Source organism: Rhizobium sp. BR 250 (assembly GCF_047445855.1).
Lineage (GTDB): Bacteria > Pseudomonadota > Alphaproteobacteria > Rhizobiales > Rhizobiaceae > Agrobacterium > Agrobacterium tumefaciens_I.
Genome location: NZ_JARWKW010000009.1, coordinates 98,604 through 116,299, shown reverse-complemented (window position 1 = coordinate 116,299; position 17,696 = coordinate 98,604). Strand labels below are relative to the sequence as shown.

Annotated in this window: 18 protein-coding genes and 1 pseudogene; 5 read left to right on the top strand and 14 right to left on the bottom strand. The window is 60.2% G+C overall.

The window, feature by feature from the left end; all coding sequences use genetic code 11:
- Window positions 1-3: 3 nt before the first annotated feature.
- Window positions 4-516, bottom strand: coding sequence for a hypothetical protein (locus QD336_RS15800; protein WP_499171319.1), 513 nt, complete (start codon window positions 514-516; stop codon window positions 4-6).
- Entirely contained in the window at window positions 513-1,064 is a 552-nt protein-coding gene (locus QD336_RS15795; RefSeq protein WP_499171318.1) for a CGNR zinc finger domain-containing protein, read from the bottom strand. The genes QD336_RS15800 and QD336_RS15795 overlap by 4 nt, the downstream gene beginning before the upstream one ends.
- Window positions 1,065-1,124: 60 nt before the next feature.
- Here QD336_RS15795 and QD336_RS15790 point away from each other — a divergent pair, with 60 nt between their 5' ends.
- Window positions 1,125-2,021 (top strand): branched-chain amino acid ABC transporter permease, encoded by an 897-nt coding sequence (locus QD336_RS15790; protein ID WP_499171317.1) that lies wholly within the window; start codon window positions 1,125-1,127, stop codon window positions 2,019-2,021.
- Between the two features lie 61 nt (window positions 2,022-2,082).
- Here the strand turns inward: QD336_RS15790 and QD336_RS15785 are convergent, their stop codons facing one another.
- The 5 genes from QD336_RS15785 to QD336_RS15765 form a co-directional block, all read right to left on the bottom strand.
- Window positions 2,083-2,550, bottom strand: a complete 468-nt coding sequence (locus tag QD336_RS15785; protein ID WP_499171316.1) for a molybdenum cofactor biosynthesis protein MoaE — start codon at window positions 2,548-2,550, stop codon at window positions 2,083-2,085.
- A gap of 4 nt (window positions 2,551-2,554) precedes the next feature.
- Window positions 2,555-2,809 (bottom strand): molybdopterin converting factor subunit 1, encoded by a 255-nt coding sequence (gene moaD / locus QD336_RS15780; RefSeq protein WP_269344003.1) that lies wholly within the window; start codon window positions 2,807-2,809, stop codon window positions 2,555-2,557.
- Window positions 2,809-3,396: a CDP-diacylglycerol--glycerol-3-phosphate 3-phosphatidyltransferase gene (pgsA, locus tag QD336_RS15775; protein ID WP_059752461.1), complete on the bottom strand. Its 588-nt coding sequence runs from the start codon at window positions 3,394-3,396 to the stop codon at window positions 2,809-2,811. The genes moaD and pgsA overlap by 1 nt, the downstream gene beginning before the upstream one ends.
- A 103-nt stretch (window positions 3,397-3,499) precedes the next feature.
- Window positions 3,500-5,545: an excinuclease ABC subunit UvrC gene (gene uvrC / locus QD336_RS15770; RefSeq protein ID WP_269344002.1), complete on the bottom strand. Its 2,046-nt coding sequence runs from the start codon at window positions 5,543-5,545 to the stop codon at window positions 3,500-3,502.
- On the bottom strand, window positions 5,542-6,330 hold the full coding sequence (locus QD336_RS15765; RefSeq protein ID WP_499171315.1) for an SDR family oxidoreductase: 789 nt from the start codon (window positions 6,328-6,330) through the stop codon (window positions 5,542-5,544). Before QD336_RS15765 ends, uvrC begins: the two co-directional genes overlap by 4 nt.
- A 348-nt stretch (window positions 6,331-6,678) precedes the next feature.
- On the opposite strand from QD336_RS15765, the gene QD336_RS15760 reads away from it, so the two are divergent.
- Window positions 6,679-7,335: an outer membrane protein gene (locus QD336_RS15760; RefSeq protein WP_269343998.1), complete on the top strand. Its 657-nt coding sequence runs from the start codon at window positions 6,679-6,681 to the stop codon at window positions 7,333-7,335.
- Window positions 7,336-7,449: 114 nt separating this feature from the next.
- Here the strand turns inward: QD336_RS15760 and QD336_RS15755 are convergent.
- Window positions 7,450-8,045 (bottom strand): annotated as a pseudogene (locus QD336_RS15755) (glutathione S-transferase).
- A gap of 31 nt (window positions 8,046-8,076) precedes the next feature.
- A complete protein-coding gene (locus tag QD336_RS15750; protein WP_499171314.1) occupies window positions 8,077-8,835 on the bottom strand; it encodes a ribonuclease T2 family protein in 759 nt (252 codons plus the stop codon).
- A 198-nt stretch (window positions 8,836-9,033) separates the two neighbouring features.
- Between QD336_RS15750 and QD336_RS15745 the strand changes: the two genes are divergently transcribed.
- Window positions 9,034-9,981: a lysylphosphatidylglycerol synthase domain-containing protein gene (locus QD336_RS15745; protein ID WP_269343993.1), complete on the top strand. Its 948-nt coding sequence runs from the start codon at window positions 9,034-9,036 to the stop codon at window positions 9,979-9,981.
- 4 nt (window positions 9,982-9,985) lie between these two features.
- Here the strand turns inward: QD336_RS15745 and QD336_RS15740 are convergent, their stop codons facing one another.
- A complete protein-coding gene (locus QD336_RS15740) occupies window positions 9,986-10,849 on the bottom strand; it encodes a 23S rRNA (adenine(2030)-N(6))-methyltransferase RlmJ (protein WP_269343991.1) in 864 nt (287 codons plus the stop codon).
- A 41-nt stretch (window positions 10,850-10,890) separates the two neighbouring features.
- Between QD336_RS15740 and QD336_RS15735 the strand changes: the two genes are divergently transcribed.
- Both QD336_RS15735 and QD336_RS15730 read left to right on the top strand, forming a co-directional pair.
- Window positions 10,891-13,113 carry a molybdopterin-containing oxidoreductase family protein gene (locus tag QD336_RS15735; protein ID WP_499171313.1) on the top strand — a complete coding sequence of 741 codons (2,223 nt, stop codon included), beginning with the start codon at window positions 10,891-10,893 and terminating at the stop codon, window positions 13,111-13,113.
- Between the two features lie 58 nt (window positions 13,114-13,171).
- Window positions 13,172-13,798, top strand: coding sequence for an NUDIX domain-containing protein (locus QD336_RS15730; RefSeq protein WP_499171312.1), 627 nt, complete (start codon window positions 13,172-13,174; stop codon window positions 13,796-13,798).
- Between the two features lie 118 nt (window positions 13,799-13,916).
- Here QD336_RS15730 and QD336_RS15725 read toward each other — a convergent pair whose 3' ends face one another.
- From QD336_RS15725 to QD336_RS15710, 4 genes are all read right to left on the bottom strand, one after another.
- Window positions 13,917-14,852: an omptin family outer membrane protease gene (locus QD336_RS15725; RefSeq protein WP_269343988.1), complete on the bottom strand. Its 936-nt coding sequence runs from the start codon at window positions 14,850-14,852 to the stop codon at window positions 13,917-13,919.
- Window positions 14,853-14,986: 134 nt separating this feature from the next.
- Window positions 14,987-15,661 (bottom strand): phosphoribosylglycinamide formyltransferase, encoded by a 675-nt coding sequence (gene purN, locus QD336_RS15720; RefSeq protein WP_499171311.1) that lies wholly within the window; start codon window positions 15,659-15,661, stop codon window positions 14,987-14,989.
- Window positions 15,658-16,731: a phosphoribosylformylglycinamidine cyclo-ligase gene (gene purM, locus QD336_RS15715; protein WP_499171310.1), complete on the bottom strand. Its 1,074-nt coding sequence runs from the start codon at window positions 16,729-16,731 to the stop codon at window positions 15,658-15,660. The genes purN and purM overlap by 4 nt, the downstream gene beginning before the upstream one ends.
- Before the next feature lie 123 nt (window positions 16,732-16,854).
- Complete coding sequence (locus QD336_RS15710) at window positions 16,855-17,649, bottom strand: class I SAM-dependent DNA methyltransferase (RefSeq protein ID WP_499171309.1); 795 nt, start codon at window positions 17,647-17,649, stop codon at window positions 16,855-16,857.
- Window positions 17,650-17,696 lie beyond the last annotated feature (47 nt).

Sequence of the window (17,696 nt, the reverse complement as noted above, 5' to 3'; positions counted from 1 at the left end):
GGGTTACGACGCCGGGCACCCCTGAACCGGCCGCATATCCGTCGTGCCATCCGGCTTGAACACCTCCGGATTGGGCGTATAGAGCGGCCCGACCACCAGCGGCTTGGCCGGAAGAGCCGACTGGTCAGTATCGGAACGGATCGTGGTCTCGATCGTCTGCAGAATATCGCCATCCGGCCCCTTGATACGGATGGTGACCTTATAGGGCCGGTCCTGTTTCACACATTCGACCGGCGGGCTCTGGACGGTGATCTTTTCGTCCTTGGGAAAAATCTTTTCCCGGGTGGTGAGATCGGGACCGCCGCGCGGGTTTTCGAAGGCCGCTTCCACGCTGCTGCCGTCGCGGATGGGGGCGATGCGTTGAAGTGTCACCAGATAGGTGGCGATGGCCACACGGTAGTTGAAAACGAACATGCGCCCGGAAACTTTCGCCACCTCGCGTGGTTCGTCGCGCTGGCAGCCGGAAAGAGAAAGCATCGCCGCAATCGCCAGCAGGGGCAGGGCAATTCTTTTCACGATTGCACCTCCTTCTTGCGGTGATAATGCCGGCTGGCCTTCTGCCGGTTGCCGCACACCGCCATGTCGCACCAGATACGGCTTTTGTTCCTGCTGCGGTCGATGAACAGCCAGCCGCAATTGCCGCAGATCCGCAGCCGCTCCCGTGTCTCGCCGGCAAGCAGAGACAGAGCGGAATGGGCCGTGGCGTTGGCGAGACTTTCGGCCCTGGGGAATATCCGCAGCGCCATGCCGCCAGCCAGGAGAAGCCGGGCCAGCTTGCCATCGTCATCGGCCCCGCTGGAGACAGACGAACGGAAATGATCGTCGATCGCCTCGCGAAGCTCCAGAAAAACCGGCCGTTTTTCCGCTTCCGGCGCGATGAGGTCGGGAAACCTGTCGCGCTCCGTGCCAAGCCGTGTCGCGGCCTCGGCAAAGGCGGTGATCTGTTCCGGCACGGCAAAACGGTCGAGCGTTCTTGCCGCGTCCGAGCGCAGGATGACGCTATTGGCGACATCGAGCGCCAATGCTCCCCCTGCAAAACGATGTTCCGTCCAGCGAAAAGTCATGCGCATATTATAACTATCAAAATGCGTTTTAACAGTTATAATCGCGGCGGGAGGACGGGCTTGGCTTATTTCCTGCAACAATTGCTGAATGCCGTGCCGGTCGCCGCCCTTTATGCGGTTCTGGCCTTCGGTTACGCCATCGCCTTTTCGGTCACGAAACGCGCCGATGTGACCTATGGCGCCATATTCGCTTTTGCTGGCCAGACCTGCCTCTTGTTTGCCGATTTCGGCTGGAACCGGCTGTGGCTGGTTCTGCCGGCAACATTGGCGCTGGGGGCAGGGGCCGGCCTGTTCGGCGGGCTCTGGGCGGCGGGGTTTATCGGCAGGGCGGTGATGCGGCCACTGGCAAAGGCCTCTCCCAACGCGGTCACCGTCGCCTCTGTCGGCGTGCTGATTGCGCTGACCGAAAGCGCGAGGCTGGCCGCCGATACAAGGCAATTATGGCTTCCGCCGCTTCTCGCGAACCCGGTCCGTTTCTGGTCTGACGGGGGTTTTGCCGTGACCCTGACGCCGTTGCAGATGCTGAACACGGCGGCTTTCTGCCTGCTCATTCTCGCAGGCTCGCTTTATCTTCGCCGCTCGGCTTTCGGCAGGCGCTGGAAGGCCGTGTCGGATGATGCCTTTGCCGCCTCGCTCTGCGGGGTGAATGCGGGCAGGATATTTCTCTTGTCCTATTGCGCAGCGGGCCTCGTCGCCGCCATCGCCGGCGTGCTGGCGACGTTTTATTACGGCACCATGGATTTCGGCGCGGGTCTGGTCTTTGGGCTGAAAGTCGTACTGATTTCAGCGGCGGGCGGTTATGCCAGCCCGTTCATCTGCGGCCTCGGAGCCGCTGCCGTCGGTTTTGCGGAAACATTCTGGGTGGGTTACGGCCCTGTTGCCTGGCGGGATGCGGCGGTGCTGGCTTTGCTGGTCGGCTGGCTGATCGTCATGCGCAGCAGGGCTGAAGCGCCTTAGAGCATTTCCAGGAGAACTCGGTTCCGGTTTTCCGTTCGGAAATGCGAGAAAAGAAGAAGCGCTATCGCCACTTGCCCTTCGCCGTATCGTCGGTCGCCTTCGCCGCAACCCAATCGCCCGTCGTGCCATCCTTGCCATGTTCCTTTTTCCAGAACGGGGCGGAGGTCTTGAGATAGTCCATCACGAAATTCGCGCCGTCGAAGGCCGCCTGCCGGTGGCTGGAGGCGGCGATGACGAGGACGATGTTCTCGCCGGTGGCGATCTTGCCGTGGCGGTGGATGGCGGTGAGGCCGAGCAGGCCGAAGCGTTCCATGGCGAGTTTGGCGATGCGGGTGATTTCCGCTTCCGCCATGCCGGGATAATGTTCGAGTTCAAGGGCAGTCAGCGTGCCGCCATCGTCCCGGCAGAGCCCGGTGAAGGCCACGACAGCGCCGATGCTTCTGTCGCCCTGTGTCAACAGGCGGGTTTCTTCGGCGGCGTCGAAATCCCCTGCCTGCACGCGGACCGTTGGCTCAAGGGCTTTCTGCATCCGTTTATCCCCCCGTCATGGGTGGAAAGATGCCGATCTCGCGTGCGCCGACGATGCTCTCGTCGTGTTCGACGTGTTCCTGATTGACGGCAACGCGGATCACATCCGGAAACTCGAAGGCGGCCTCGTAATTTTCGCCGCGGGTCGTGAGCCAGGCGATCAGCTCGCCGGCGGTGGTGACGGAGGAGGGGATGTCCAGCTCTTCCTCATCCGTGCCGATCTTCTCACGCACCCAGGCAAAATAAACGATCCGTGTCATCAGTCTTCGTCCACGATGTGTTTCAGGCCGGCCTTGAAGTAGTCATAGCCGGTATACATGGTCAGCGCCGCGGCAATCCACAGCAGGGTAATGCCCATTTCGGTCGTGTAGGGCAGCACCTTGTCGCCCGCGGGGCCCGCCAGGAGGAAGGCGATGGCGACCATCTGGATGGTGGTTTTCCACTTGGCGATGCGGGTGACGGGAACGCTGACCTTCAGCGCCGCCAGATATTCGCGCAGGCCGGAAACCAGAATTTCACGGCAGAGAATGGTGATGGCCGCCCAGAGCGACCAGCCGGCAATGGTGCCATCCGCAGCCATCAGCAGCAGCACGGAGGCGACCAGCAGCTTGTCGGCGATCGGATCCAGCATGCGGCCGATATTGGAAGTCTGGTTCCAGATGCGCGCCAGATAACCATCGAGGAAATCGGTCAGCGAGGCGATGATGAACAGCCACAACGCCGTCCAGCGTGCGAAATCCGAACTTTCCAGCTTTCCTTCGATGAAAAAGCACAGAACGATGACGGGAACCGCAAGAATCCGGCCATAGGTGAGAAGGTTGGGAATGCTGTATGCGCGCGAAGCCATGGGAAACCTGTCAGTCAAAGATCAGCTGCCTTGATGCCGCCGCTAGGGCATAGCGTCAACACGTCATTATGTTTTTTTAGCAGTTCGGTCCCACCGTTCTGCGTCAATCGCTGCCGCTCTCGTGGAAGTGATTGTAGATTTGCCGCGCAACCGTCTCGGAAATGCCGCTGACGGCCATCAGATCGTTGAGGCCGGCGCGGGAAACCGCCTTGGCCGTACCGAAATGCTGCAGCAGGGAGCGTTTGCGTCCCGGCCCGATTCCCGAGATTTCATCGAGCGGATTGCGCACCATTTCTTTCTTACGCCGCGCCCGGTGTGAGCCGATGGCGAAGCGGTGCGCCTCGTCGCGCATGCGCTGGATGAAATAAAGCACGGGATCGCGCGGCGGCAGGGAAAAATCGCTGCGCCCATCCGCAAAAAAGCGCTCGCGACCCGCCTCGCGGTCGACACCTTTCGCCACGCCGATGGCCGTCACACAGTCGCGAATGCCGAGTTCATCGAGGATAGCCCGCACCGCCGTCATCTGGCCCTGGCCGCCATCGATCAGGATCACATCCGGCCAGGCGGGGAAGGGCATGTCGGCCGCTTCTTCCGGTGTCGGCACCCGTTCGCGATCGGGCTTGCCTTCTTCCTTCAAGAGGCGCGAGAAACGACGGGTCATCACCTCGCGCATCATGCCGAAATCGTCGCCGGGGGTGATGTCGGTCGATTTGATGTTGAACTTGCGATACTGGTTCTTCACGAAACCTTCCGGCCCCGCCACCACCATGCCGCCCACGGCATTGGTGCCCATGATGTGCGAGTTATCGTAAATCTCAATCCGGCGCGGCACGGTGGAAAGACCGAAGGTCTCCGCAAAACCCTTCAGCAGCCGCGCCTGAGACGAGGTTTCCGCCAGCTTGCGGCCATGCGCTTCGCGGGCATTGGCAAGCACATGGTCGGTAATGTCTTTCTTCTCGCCGCGCTGCGGCACGCTGATGGTCACCTTGTGCCCGGCCTTTTCACCGAGTGCGGCGGCCAGCAGTTCCTGTTCCTCCACGGTTTCGGAAAGCAGGATTTGCTTCGGCACCGGCTTGTCGTCGTAAAACTGTGCGAGAAACGCATTGAGGATTTCCGAGCCGGGCAGGGAGGGATCGGCTTTCGGGAAATAGGCGCGGTTGCCCCAGTTCTGGCCGGTGCGGAAAAAGAACACCTGAATGCAGGAAATGCCGCCTTCGTGGTGAATGGCGAAGACATCCGCTTCCTCGATGCCGGCGGGATTGATGCCCTGATGGCTCTGGACGTGGGAAAGCGCCGCCAGCCGGTCGCGATAGACCGCGGCGCGCTCGAAATCGAGATCTTCGGCCGCCTCGTTCATCTGCTGCGCAATCGCGGTCTTGACGCTCTGGCTCTTACCGGACAGGAAATCCTTGGCTTCCTTGACGAGTTCCGCATAGCCCTGATCGCTGATCTCATGCGTGCAGGGCCCGGAACAGCGCTTGATCTGGTAGAGCAGACAGGGACGCGTGCGGGTCTCGAACACGCTGTCGGTGCAGGTACGGATCAGGAAGGCGCGCTGCAGCGAATTGATCGTGCGGCCAACGGCACCGGCCGACGCAAAGGGTCCGAAATAGTCGCCCTTGCGCGCCCGGGCGCCGCGATGCTTGAAGATCGCCGGCGCGCGATTGTCGGCGGTGATGAGAATATAGGGAAAGGACTTGTCGTCGCGCAAAAGCACATTAAAGCGCGGCCGCAAGCGCTTGATGAGATTCGCTTCCAGCAGAAGCGCTTCGGTCTCTGTGCGGGTGGTGACGAACTCCATATGGGTGGTGAAACGCACCATCTGGGCAATGCGGTTGGAATGAACACGACCCTGCGCATAGTTGCCGACACGCTTCTTCAGCGAGCGCGCCTTGCCGACATAGAGCACGTCGCCAGCCTCGTTGAACATGCGGTAGACACCCGGCGAATTCGGCAGGTGTTTGACGAATTCGCCGATGAGGTCCATGCCCTTCAGGCCGGATTCATTCTTCCAGCCCGCATTCCAGTCCACGCCGGCAACGTCGCGCGGCGCCTCAGCCGCTTCCGTCGCGGCAAGGCTGGCATCGTCGTCTTCGTCGTCGGTTTCATCGAAGAGAATACCGCCATCAGGCAGCTTCTTTCCGTTCATTCATTTATCTCCGCCACGTCAGGGGTTTCCCAGCCAAGGTGCTGGCCGCCGTCGAGCGCGATCATTTGTCCGGTGACCGACGGCGTGTCGAAAAGAAAGCGAATCGTCCGCCCGAACTCATCCGGTGCGGGACCACGCTTTAATATAAGGCCGTCAATCTGCGCCTGAAAGTCCTCGGGCGCCTGTCTTTCGCTTTTGAAGGTGGGACCCGGCCCGATGGCATTGACCCGCACACGCGGCGCGAAGCTTTGCGCCATCGTTCGGGTGGCGGTCCACAGCGCCGATTTCGAAAGCGTATAGGAGTAAAAACGCGGTGTGAGCGCAAGCACACGCTGGTCGATGATATTGACGATCAGCCCGGATTTGTCCGCAGGCAATTGCTCGACGAAGGCGGCGGCGATGAGGGAAGGGGCGCGCACATGCACCGCGAAATGCGCATCGAAGACCGCCGGATCGGGCGTTTCCGCCGAATCGTCGAGAAAAACCGACGCATTGTTGACGACGACGCCGATCGGCCCGAGTGCGGAGGCGGCCTTTTCGACAAGCGCGATGGTGGGCGCAGATTGTGTCAGGTCTGCCTGAACGGCCGCGGCCTTGCCACCGTTTTGCCTTATTTCGTTAGCGAATTCCTCGGCCTGGGCCATCGATTCATTGGCATGGACGGCAATCGCGAAGCCATGGGCGGCCAGATCGGTGGCGATTGCCCGACCAAGCCGGCGGGCGGCCCCCGTTATCAAGACTGTCTTCGGTATATGTTCTTTCACGGCGGACCTGCATTTGCTCATACACGCCCTATTTGCTGGATATAAATGCAAATCGCAAGCTGTCACTCAGCCCCAAAAGAATTGGGCGATTTTTTATTCGCAATGAAAGTTCGGTTTAATTTGAATATAACTAAGTTTAAAAGCGATCTATTGCTGGTTAGGCTTCTGTTAGGGTTAATAAAACCCTTGTGGCAATTAGGCAACGTCTAATTCTAGTCACGTCTCTGCCCCAAACAATTCACATTTTGGCTCTTTGATCTCCGCATTCTCCCATCAAATTCGGTTTCCAGAGGGGCGATTAACCCGACGAATTATGCCGCGTCTGAAAACGATGTTTTGAGTACAGAGCGGTCCTGAAAGGAGAATAGCATGCGTATTTTCGTAGCAACCCTTATGGCTTCGACCATGGCAGCCGCCGGCTTTTCGGCTGCGCACGCCGCTGACGCCGTAAATGAAGTGCCGCAGGCACCGGTATCCTACGACCAGCCCGCACCGGTCAAGGATTGGTCCGGCGCCTACCTCGGTGGTACGGTCAATTATGACTGGGGCCGTTTCAGCTCCAGCAATGACGGTCGTGACGCCAAGGGCTTCGGTGGCGGCCTCTACGGTGGTTACAACATGCAGAGCGGCCAGATCGTTTACGGTGCTGAAGCAGACGTGAACCTGGGCGACGAGAAGGGCTCCGCCGGTACGGTTGCCGGCAACGCCGTCGAAGGCAAGCAGGGCGTCAACGGCTCGCTGCGTGGCCGCGTCGGTTACGACATGAATCCGTTCCTGCTTTATGGTACGGCCGGTCTTGCTGTCTCCGACAACAAGGTCCGTGACGCGACCTCCAAGGACAGCGCCACCGCCCTCGGTTACACCGTTGGTGCCGGTGTTGAAGCCATGGTGACCGACAACATCACCGCTCGTCTGGAATATCGCTACAGCGACTACCAGAAGAAGGACTACAGCCTTGACTCCGGCGCGTTCTCGCGTGGTTACGACGATCATTCCGTCAAGGCCGGTATCGGCGTCAAGTTCTGATCCTTCGCGGATCGGTTAAAGAAAAGCCGGGGTTTTCGCCCCGGCTTTTTTGTTTTGTGGTATGCGGCCGGAGCGATGCCCGGCGATCAGGCCGGGCATCACTCCGATATATGGTCAGGCGGCGGCCTTCATTTCCGCATAGGCATCGAACGCTTGCTGAAGGTTTCCGGCCAGCCTGCCAGCGCCTCGCGTCCCTCGGCCCACTCACCGGCGAAACGCAGGTCGAGATAACCGATCATCGCGGCAAGGGCGAAATGGCCGCCATTGAGCTTCTTGCCGGTTTTCGGCAGGTTGGCGTTGAGATGGTCGAGACCCTTCACCACCTTTTTCCACTGCTTGTCGATCCACGGCTGGTGGATCTTGTCTTCCGGGCGGAAACGCCGCTCGTAAACGATGGCCAGCAGGCAATCCATGATGCCGTCGCATAGAGCTTCCAGAATTTCCGCTTCGGTGCGCTTGCCGTTCTTCTTTGGGTAGAGCTTGCCGCCCGAAAGACGGTCGAGATAATGCATGATTGTCACGCTGTCATAGACCGAGCCGCCTTCGTCCAGCAGCAGGACCGGGATTTTACCGAGCGGATTATTGTCCATCAGCGTTGCAGGCTCGGCATTGGTGTCGACGCGCACGGAGGTGACATCGATGCCGAGATGACGGGCAGCCATGCGCACCTTGGCGGAATAGGGGGAGGCGGGCGAATAAAGCAGTTCCATGGTCGGGTCCTATGGGGTTGATATGGGGTAATCAGCGTATGGGTATGATCTCGGTCGCGCTGGCGCGGCAACCCTTGCGATCCAGTTCAGGGCAATCGCGAAATGTCAGGTCCCTGTTGAGGCAGATGCGTACTTCCTCAAGGCGCCTGCCATCGCAGCTGATCGAAACACCGCGTTTCGACAGGCCGGGATTGGCATCGGTGAAGGCGGTTTCGATGGCTTCGGCGGAAAGGGTGGTGGCACCGGCACCCGAGGCGATCGTTCCGGGCAGCCTGATCGCCTCGAAGGCGGCCCGTGTCGCCGCGAAATAATCCTTCTGCGACAGGCCGGAGCAGGAACCGTGTTTGCGCCACTGGTGGCCGATCAGGCCCATCGACGGCATGATATCGAACAGGCTGCGACCGATGGCGTCCGGAACCCGGTCCGGCTCGCTGCTTCGACAGAATTCGGGATAGCCGTTCTCGTTCTGTGGCCAGAGCCCGTGCACGACGAAACCGTAACGCCTGTCGCTGCCACATTGCTGGCGATTGCCGGAACCTTCGGAGCTGGCGCAGAAGGCCGGCGACCAGGACAGGGACAGTACGTAAAAATCAAAGCCGGCACCGCGTGGGACTGATCTGCCGCCCTCATCGCGCCGGGCATTGTCCGACGGAGGGCTTCCGGCCGGCGCTGTCGGCGGATACATGGTCCAGTCATTCGAGGGGCGGCTCGGGGCGGGTTTTTCCTGCGCGAACCAAAGCGCTGCAAGCGACAGAAGACCCAAGGCGATGAAACCCGCATAACGTTTCATTCCGTGCACGTTCCCCGGAAAGTGGACCACCTCATATCGCACTTGGGCGACGATCCGGTCTTACATAAATTTGTGAACGAGGCAAACGGGCAAAAAGGTTGAAAGCTTCGCCGCATAACGAATAGAGTCGAACGAATCTTCCGCGAAAGACGGAAACAGGGCTGGGGCGATGTTGGGGGAAATAGGCGGCATGACCGCATGAAATTCAAAAAATACATCTGGCCCGTCGTTGGTTTCGCGACGATCGGTTTTTCCGCCTGGCTGCTTTTTCACGAACTGCGTGGCCTGTCGCTCGATGATCTCTGGGACAGTCTGAAAGCCATTCGCGTGCGGGACTGGCTGTGTTCCGGCCTTGCAACCCTGCTGGCCTACGCCGCGCTTGCCGGTTACGACCGCATCGCGCTGCAACATCTTGGCCGCAAGGTGAACTGGTTCTTCATCACGCTCACCTCTTTCACCACCTATGCGCTGTCCCACAATGTCGGGGCATCCGTATTCTCGGGCGCCGTGGTGCGATACCGGGCCTATACGTCCAAAGGATTGAGTGTGGCGGAAGTGGGCGTCCTTGTCGGCCTCTGCTCCTTCACCTTCCTCATCGGCACCATCATGCTCATCGGTCTGGTACTGTTATATGAGCCTGACATCACCGAACGGTTCACCGGCATCCTGCCCGTTGAAGCCTCGACCACTACCGGCGTTCTGCTGCTCCTCGTCGTCAGCCTTTATGTTCTCGGCAGCCTGCTCAGGCTGAAGCCCCTGAAAATCGGCTCCTTCGTGCTGCCTTACCCCGCGCCGAAACTGGTGGCGCAACAGCTCGTCATTGGCCCGATCGAGCTGATCGGCGCAGCTGGCATCATCTATTTCGCCCTGCCGGAGGCCGGAAATCCCGGTTACATGGTCATTCTCGGCATATTTCTGGTGTCTTTTTCCGCCGCGCTCATCTCGCATGCGCCCGGCGGGCTCGGTGTGCTGGAACTGGTCTTCGTCACCGGCCTGCCGGATATGAACCCCGCGGATGTAATCGCGGCACTCCTGGTCTTCCGCCTGTTCTACCTCATCATCCCCTTCATCATGGCGCTGTTCGTGATCCTGTTTTTCGAACGATCACAGCTTGCAGCGGCGCAGAAAAGGGAAGGGCTGAGATAGCCCTTCAATTCTCTTCCGGCTTGTCCTCGCCACGCAGCCAGAAGGCGCGTTGCGAGGCGAACCTGTCCTGCGCCAGCGCCGTCTTGAGATAGGGCAGCAGCACATGCAGCTCGTCCTTCAGCGTATAGGGCGGGTTGACGATGATGAGGCCGGAGCCGCTCAGGCCATCCAGCCGGTCGCTTCTGACGGAAAGTTCCGCGCACAGCATCTTCGGAATCTCGAAGGATTGCAGCCGCTCGTGGAAATCCTTGATCGGCGCGCCCTTCTTCAACGGATACCACAGGCAATAGGTGCCGGTGGAAAAACGCCGATAGGCCTTGTTCAGGCCATCGGCCAGCCGCTGATATTCGTTTTCCAGCTCGAAGGGCGGATCGACGAGGACGAGGCCGCGCTTTTCCTTGGGCGGCAGATGCGCGCCGAGCGACAGCCAGCCATCCAGTTCGGTGACGCGCACCTGATAGTCGCCCTCGAACAGCCGTGCCAGCGCGCGGCTGTCATCTGGGTGCAGTTCCATGGCCGAAAGCCGGTCCTGCGGGCGAAACAGCATGCGGGCGAGTTTCGGCGAACCGGGATAGAATTTTACACCGCCTTCCGGATTGAGTTCCTTCACGGCGGCAAGATAAGGTTCCAGCAATTCGGCGATGGGCGCGGGCAGATCGTCCTCCATCAGCTTGCCGATGCCGGTCTGCCATTCGCCTGTTTTCTGCGCCTCTTCCGACGTGAGGTCGTAAAGCCCGATGCCGGCATGGGTGTCCAGCACACGAAAGGCCTTGTCTTTGTTCTGGAGATAACGCACGAGGCGGGCGAGAACGGCATGTTTGAGGACATCCGCGAAATTGCCGGCGTGGTAGATGTGGCGGTAGTTCATGGATATGTCTCGCTTGCCGTGTATCGGGATGAATGGTCAGGATGAATATTCTTGATGGACGTCACTTCGGCCTTTTTGCCGCATCGTTGATGCAATATACAAAAGACATGAACGTTGCGACCCCGATTTCCGCTGAAAAAGCCACCGCCAAGGCCGAAGTCCGTATCGGACACACGGTTTGCCCGCATGACTGTCCGAGCGCCTGCGCGCTGGAGGTCGACATCAATGCCGATGGCCGCATCGGCCGTGTGCGCGGCGCCAATGCCAATACATATACCGCCGGCGTGATCTGCGCCAAGGTGGCGCGTTATTCCGAGCGCATCTACCATCCCGGTCGTCTGCTGACGCCGAAGCGCCGCAAGGGCGCAAAAGGTGCCGGTGACTGGCAGGAGATTTCCTGGGAAGCGGCGCTGGACGAGGTGGCCAACGCTTTCGTCAAGGCGGAAGCCCGGCATGGTGCCGAGGCCATCTGGCCCTATTTTTACGCTGGCACGATGGGGCAGGTGCAGCGCGATTCCATCGAGCGGCTGCGCCATGCCAAGAAATATTCCGGCTTCTTTGGCTCGATCTGCACCAACATGGCCTGGACCGGTTATGTGATGGGTACGGGCGCCTTGCGCGGCCCCGATCCGCGCGAGATCGGCAAGGCCGATGTCGTCGTCATCTGGGGCACCAATGCGGTGGCCACCCAGGTCAACGTCATGACTCATGCGGTCAAGGCCCGCAAGGAACGCGGCGCGAAGATCGTCGTTGTCGATATCTACGACAATCCAACCATGAAACAGGCGGATATGCGCCTCGTCGTCCGGCCCGGAACGGATGCCGCACTGGCCTGCGCCGTCATGCATATCGCCTTCCGCGACGGTTACGCCGACCGCGATTACATGGCGCGTTTCGCCGACGATCCGGCGGGGCTCGAAGCGCATCTGAAGTCGAAGACGCCGCAATGGGCATCCGAAATCACCGGTCTTTCGGTGGAGGAGATCGAGGCTTTCGCGCGACTCGTCGGCACGACGAAAAAGACCTTCTTCCGGCTGGGTTACGGTTTTGCCCGTCAGCGCAATGGCGCGGTCGCCATGCATGCGGCGCTTTCCATCGCCACGGTTCTCGGCTCCTGGCAATATGAGGGTGGCGGCGCGTTCCACAATAATGGTGAGATCTTCCGGCTCAACAAGGCGGAGCTGATGGGCACGGCCTATGCTGACCCCGAAGTGCGCCAGCTCGACCAGTCGCAGATCGGCCGCGTGCTGACGGGGGACGCGGAGGCGCTGCGCCATGGCGGCCCGGTGACGGCGCTGCTGATCCAGAACACCAATCCCGTCAATGTCGCGCCCGAACAGCGGCTGGTGAAACAGGGTTTCCTGCGCGACGATCTTTTCGTGGCCGTGCACGAGCAGTTCATGACTGAGACGGCCGATGTGGCCGATATCGTGCTGCCGGCCACCATGTTCCTCGAACATGACGACATTTACCGCGCCGGCGGCCAGAACCATATTCTGCTCGGCCCGAAACTGGTGGAGCCGCCGGAGACGGTGCGCACCAACCTCTTCGTCATCGAGGAACTGGCAAAGCGCCTCGGTATAGACCACATGCCGGGCTTCGGCCTTTCTGCCCGCGAGCATGTCAACCGTATGCTGAAAGTCAGCGGCTGGGGCGATTTCGACAGTTTGGCCGAAGAGAAGTGGATCGACGCGCAGCCGCCTTTCGAGGTGGCGCATTATCTCGAGGGCTTTGGTTATGGCGATGGAAAATTCCGTTTCAGCCCCGACTGGGCAACCGGACCTTCTCCGAACAAGCCGCCGAAGAATATCGGTGTCATGGGGCCTGTCTCCGAGTTTCCGAAATTCCCGGATCAGGTCGACGTCATCGAGGTTGCGGATGCGGACCATCCCTTCCGGCTGGCGACATCACCGGCGCGCAATTTCCTGAACTCCACCTTCGCGGAAACCAAGACTTCCGTGCAGAAAGAAGGCCGTCCGGAGTTGATGGTCTGTCCCGAGGATGCCGCCGATCAGGGTATCGCCGATGGCGACATCGTCCGTATCGGCAATGAACGCGGCGAAGTGCGCCTCCATGCGAAGATCGTGGAGGGGGCAAGGCCCGGCGTGCTGATTGCCGAGGGCCTGTGGCCGAACAAGGCGCATCTGGACGGCGAGGGCATCAATGTTCTGACCGGTGCCGATGCCGTCGCCCCCTATGGCGGCGCGGCGTTTCACGACAACAAGGTGTGGCTCCGCCGAAACGACGAGGCCGGCGAGGCTTGATATTGCACCGCAACACAGGCAGTCTGAAACAATCCCACGACAGGCAAGGACATATCCGGTGACACAGACGCAGGCGAAAAACCTTTCGGCCGACATGGATGCCGGCAGAATCCGGCTGGTGGAAAAGGAAACGGTCTGGAAGGGCTTCGTGCACATGCAGAAGCTCATTTTCGACCAGCGCATGCCGGATGGCAGGACAATGCGCATCGTGCGGGAAGTGCACGACCATGGCGTCGCTGCCGCCATTCTTCTTTATGACGTGAAACGCGACAGCGTGGTGATGGTGCGCCAGTTCCGTCCCGCCGCTTTCGTGAACGGCGATCCGAGCTTCATGATCGAGGTGCCGGCCGGGCTGCTCGATGAGGACGATGCCGCCGATGCCATTCGCCGCGAGGCAATGGAGGAATCCGGTTATGCGGTCGAAAAGGTCGAATATCTCTTCGACATGTATGCCAGCCCCGGCACGCTGACGGAAAAGGTCAGTCTCTTCGTCGCGCGCATCGATCTCGACGTGCAGGCCGGCAGCGGCGGCGGGCTGGAGAGCGAAGGCGAGGATCTGGAGGTTCTGACCTATGGCCTCGACGAGGCCTTCGCCATGATCGCATCAGGCGAAATCACCGATTCCAAGACGATCATTCTGCTGCAATGGGCAATGTTGAACCGTGCGGTTTTGAGAAAACCCTAAACGAAGGATACGTTCTTCAGCTTGGCAACTACGGCAAGCTCCTTGTCATGGGGTGCGAGGACCGTGTTATTGGCCAAGGGGAGCGAAACTCACTCTTCTTTGGTGCTCGGCCCTTTAGTCAAAACCGTCCTTTGACGCCCATTCCCACGAAAATCGACTGCAGGTCACCACCGCCGGCATTTTTCTCTGACGCGAGATTTCCCGCACCTGCGCCGCTGTAATGGGTGTCGCCGCGCCCCAGGCTGGTATAGTCATAGGCGCCGTCGAGATAGATCGAGGCATTCTCGGTCAGGTCATAGGCAATGCCTGCCTTTACCCCGAACATGCCGGCAACATCGAATTTGTCGGTGAAGCGCATGTCGCGCAGGTGATGGTCGTCCGTTGCCTTGCCATAGACCATCGCGCCGCCTTCGACGCCGGCATTCAGCGACCAGTTGCCGAACCTCTGGCCGCCCGTCAGGTTGCCGTAGAAAACCGGGATTTGCTGACGGTAGGTGATGCCTTTGACGTCATCATTGAATCTTACGCTCAGGTCCCTTGGCGAGAAAAGGCTGTAGACGCCCTTGCCGCCATAGGCAGACCATTGCACATCCGTATAACGGAAGCCGACGCCGGCGCTGAGATATTGCTGGGGATCTTCCAGCAACATGCGATTGAGTTCGAGGCTTCCCGAAAAATAATGGTCGAGCCGCGTATCGTCATGCTGGGAGCGATGGCTCCAATTCTCTTTGGAGCTATCTCTGGAAAAAGGCCATATCCAGTCATAATCGGTCATGTAGCCGTCGCCTTCGAAGCCGACGCGGCCTTCCGCCTTGACGCGCCAGCCAGGCGCCAGCTCAAGCCCGAGCGAGCCGCGCAACGCCACGGCGTTTTTGGTTTCCCATTCGAGTTCACTCACCTTGCGTCCGCCCAGATGAACGGTCTCCGTAGCACGGAGATTGAGAACACCCGCATCCAGCGAGGCTGTAACGCCGCCTTGTTCGGCCATGACCGGCAGGCTGGCGCCCATCAGCAGAAGAGCCGAAAGCGGCAGTGAGAATCTCGAAAATGGCATGATCACTCCTGAATGACCGGAGGGCCTGAAATAGGGGCCGTTGCGGGCATTAAGAGTGATTATGGTAAATGATCGGTTTATTTTTCCGAAAAATACCACTTCTGATTTATTTTTGTACTTTAGAAATTTATTTATCAGAAAGCGGAAATCAGGATTGAATACTCTGATTTACTGTCATTGTCCGTGGAGACAGCTTTGCCGCCTTCCATCCGTACCTTGCCTTCCGCCAGCCGCTTCAACGTGAGCGGGTAAAGCTGGTGCTCGACGGTCAGGATGCGCGCTGCAAGCGTATCGGCGGTGTCCCCGGAAAGCACCGGGACGGCACCCTGCGCGATGGTCGGGCCTTCATCCATGCCTTCGGTAACGAAATGCACAGTGCAGCCGGAAATCTTCATGCCGCTGTCGATGGCGCGCTGATGGGTGTGCAAACCGGGAAAGAGCGGCAGCAGGGAAGGGTGGATATTGATGATCCGGCCTTCATAGGGCGCAATGAATTCCCCCGAAATCAACCGCATGTAACCGGCAAGGCAGATGATATCGGGCGCGATCTCGCCAAGTGCGGCCAGAATGGCGCCTTCATGTTCGGCCTTGCTGGCATAGGTTTTACGCTCGAAGACCAGCGTCGGAATGCCGAGAGCGCGGGCCTTTTCCAGCCCGCCCGCAGAGGCCTTGTCCGAAATCACGCAGACGATTTCCGCCGGAAAATCCGTCGCCTGGCAGGCCTTGGCCAGCGACACCATGTTGGAGCCGCTGCCGGAGATGAAAACGACGACGCGCTTGCGGCCGGACGAGAAGGCGGCGCGCATCATAGGCCGAGGGTGCCCTTGTAGATCGTGCCGTGTTCACCCTCTTGCCGCGCAACCATGCGGCCGAGCGGGAAGACGGTTTCGCCTTCCGCCGTCAGAACCTCTGTAACCTTCTGGGCGTTCTCAGCCGAAACAACGACGATCATGCCAACGCCACAATTGAAGGTGCGCAGCATTTCCTTCGCTTCGACGCCACCGGTCTTGGCAAGCCAGGAGAAGACGGCCGGAACCTCGATCGCGGCAAGATCGATTTCGGCGGCGAGGTGCTTCGGCAGAACGCGCGGAATATTCTCCGGGAAACCGCCGCCGGTAATATGCGCCAGCGCCTTCAGCGCGCCGGTCTCGCGGATCGCCTTCAGAAGCGGCTTCACATAGATGCGGGTCGGCGTCAGCAGGGCTTCGCCGAGCTTCTTGCCATTGGCGAAGGGGGCCGGGGCGTCCCAGCCAAGGCCGGAGGTCGATACGATCTTGCGCACCAGCGAAAAGCCGTTGGAGTGAACGCCGGAGGAGGAGAGGCCGAGAATGACGTCGCCTTCGGAAATATCGCCGGCCGGCAGAAGCTGGCCGCGTTCGGCAGCACCCACGGCAAAGCCTGCGAGATCGTAGTCGCCATCGGAATACATGCCGGGCATTTCGGCGGTTTCACCGCCGATCAGTGCACAGCCGGATTCGCGGCAGCCGGCGGCGATGCCGGAAACAATCGCCGCACCCTGATCCGGGTCAAGCTTGCCGGTGGCGAAATAATCGAGGAAGAACAGCGGTTCTGCGCCCTGAACGACGAGATCGTTGACGCACATGGCGACGAGGTCGATGCCGACAGTGTCGTGATAGTCCGCGTCGATGGCGATCTTCAGCTTGGTGCCGACGCCGTCATTGGCAGCCACCAGAACCGGATCGGTGAAACCTGCCGCCTTCAGATCGAACAGGCCGCCGAAGCCGCCAATTTCGCCGTCCGCGCCGGGACGCCGCGTGGAGCGCACCGCCGGTTTGATCTTTTCGACCATCAGGTTGCCGGCGTCGATATCCACACCCGCATCACTATAGGTAAGACCGTTCTTGCCCGACTGGCTCATGGCTCTCGTCTCCGCTGGTTCCTTTGGCGTCGCCATTCGCACGGGACGGGGCCTGATGCAAGGGTTTGAGTGGCAAAAGCTCCGGTTTTTAACGGCTTTGGCGGGGCTTGCCGTATCGGGGGCTCAGGATGACTGCGGCGCGGCGCGACAGACGAGATTAAGCAGGCCGTCATTGGACGTATCGGAACTTTCCTCGATCCGCCGTCCGTTCTCGCCGTAACGGGCAACCACCTCAAGGCCCGCATCCTGCAGCTGGCGGGTCTGGGCGGCAAGGTCGATGAAATAAAACAGGCCGCTCCAGCGGTGCGCCTGATCCGCGAGAATGGCATATTCCGGTGTTTGCCGCGTGGCGGATTGCAGCCGCAGATAATTGATCCAGCTTTGCGGATGCAGCGAATTCACCACCTCACGCGGATGCCAGGAGCGTCGATGCAGCGGCATGCCGCCGGCCCGCTTCCACTGCCGGTTATGAAACGAGAAGATGAAGTACCCGTCTGGTGACAGGATGCTGCGGACGGCACGAATGATGGCAAGCCGGTCCTCATGGTCGAAGGCGCTCAGGATGGCGAGTGCGCCGAGCACGCAATCGAAGCGCTCCGCCCCGAACTGGCCGATCGCCCGCACATCCATGTCAAGAAAGGTGGCCTCGGGAAAATTGCGCCGCGCAAGCGAAAGCATGGGCTGCGAAAGGTCGATGCCGATATATTCGCCCACCAGCGGCAGAAGCGGTTTTGTCGTCCGGCCGGTGCCGACCCCGAGGTCCAGCAGCCGCTTGCCGGCATAGGCATGGCGGAAGTCTTCAAGAATGATGCGTTCGGCGGGGTAAAGCTGCTGGTTGTCATACCATGCGGCCACTTCGGGGTTATCGAAGAGACCCGCATTATATTCCGCGATGCCATTTTCACTGGTGCTCTGCATCGTGCCTCCGGCCACCGGGCATGAAGAGCGCTGCTGGCCCGCCCGGC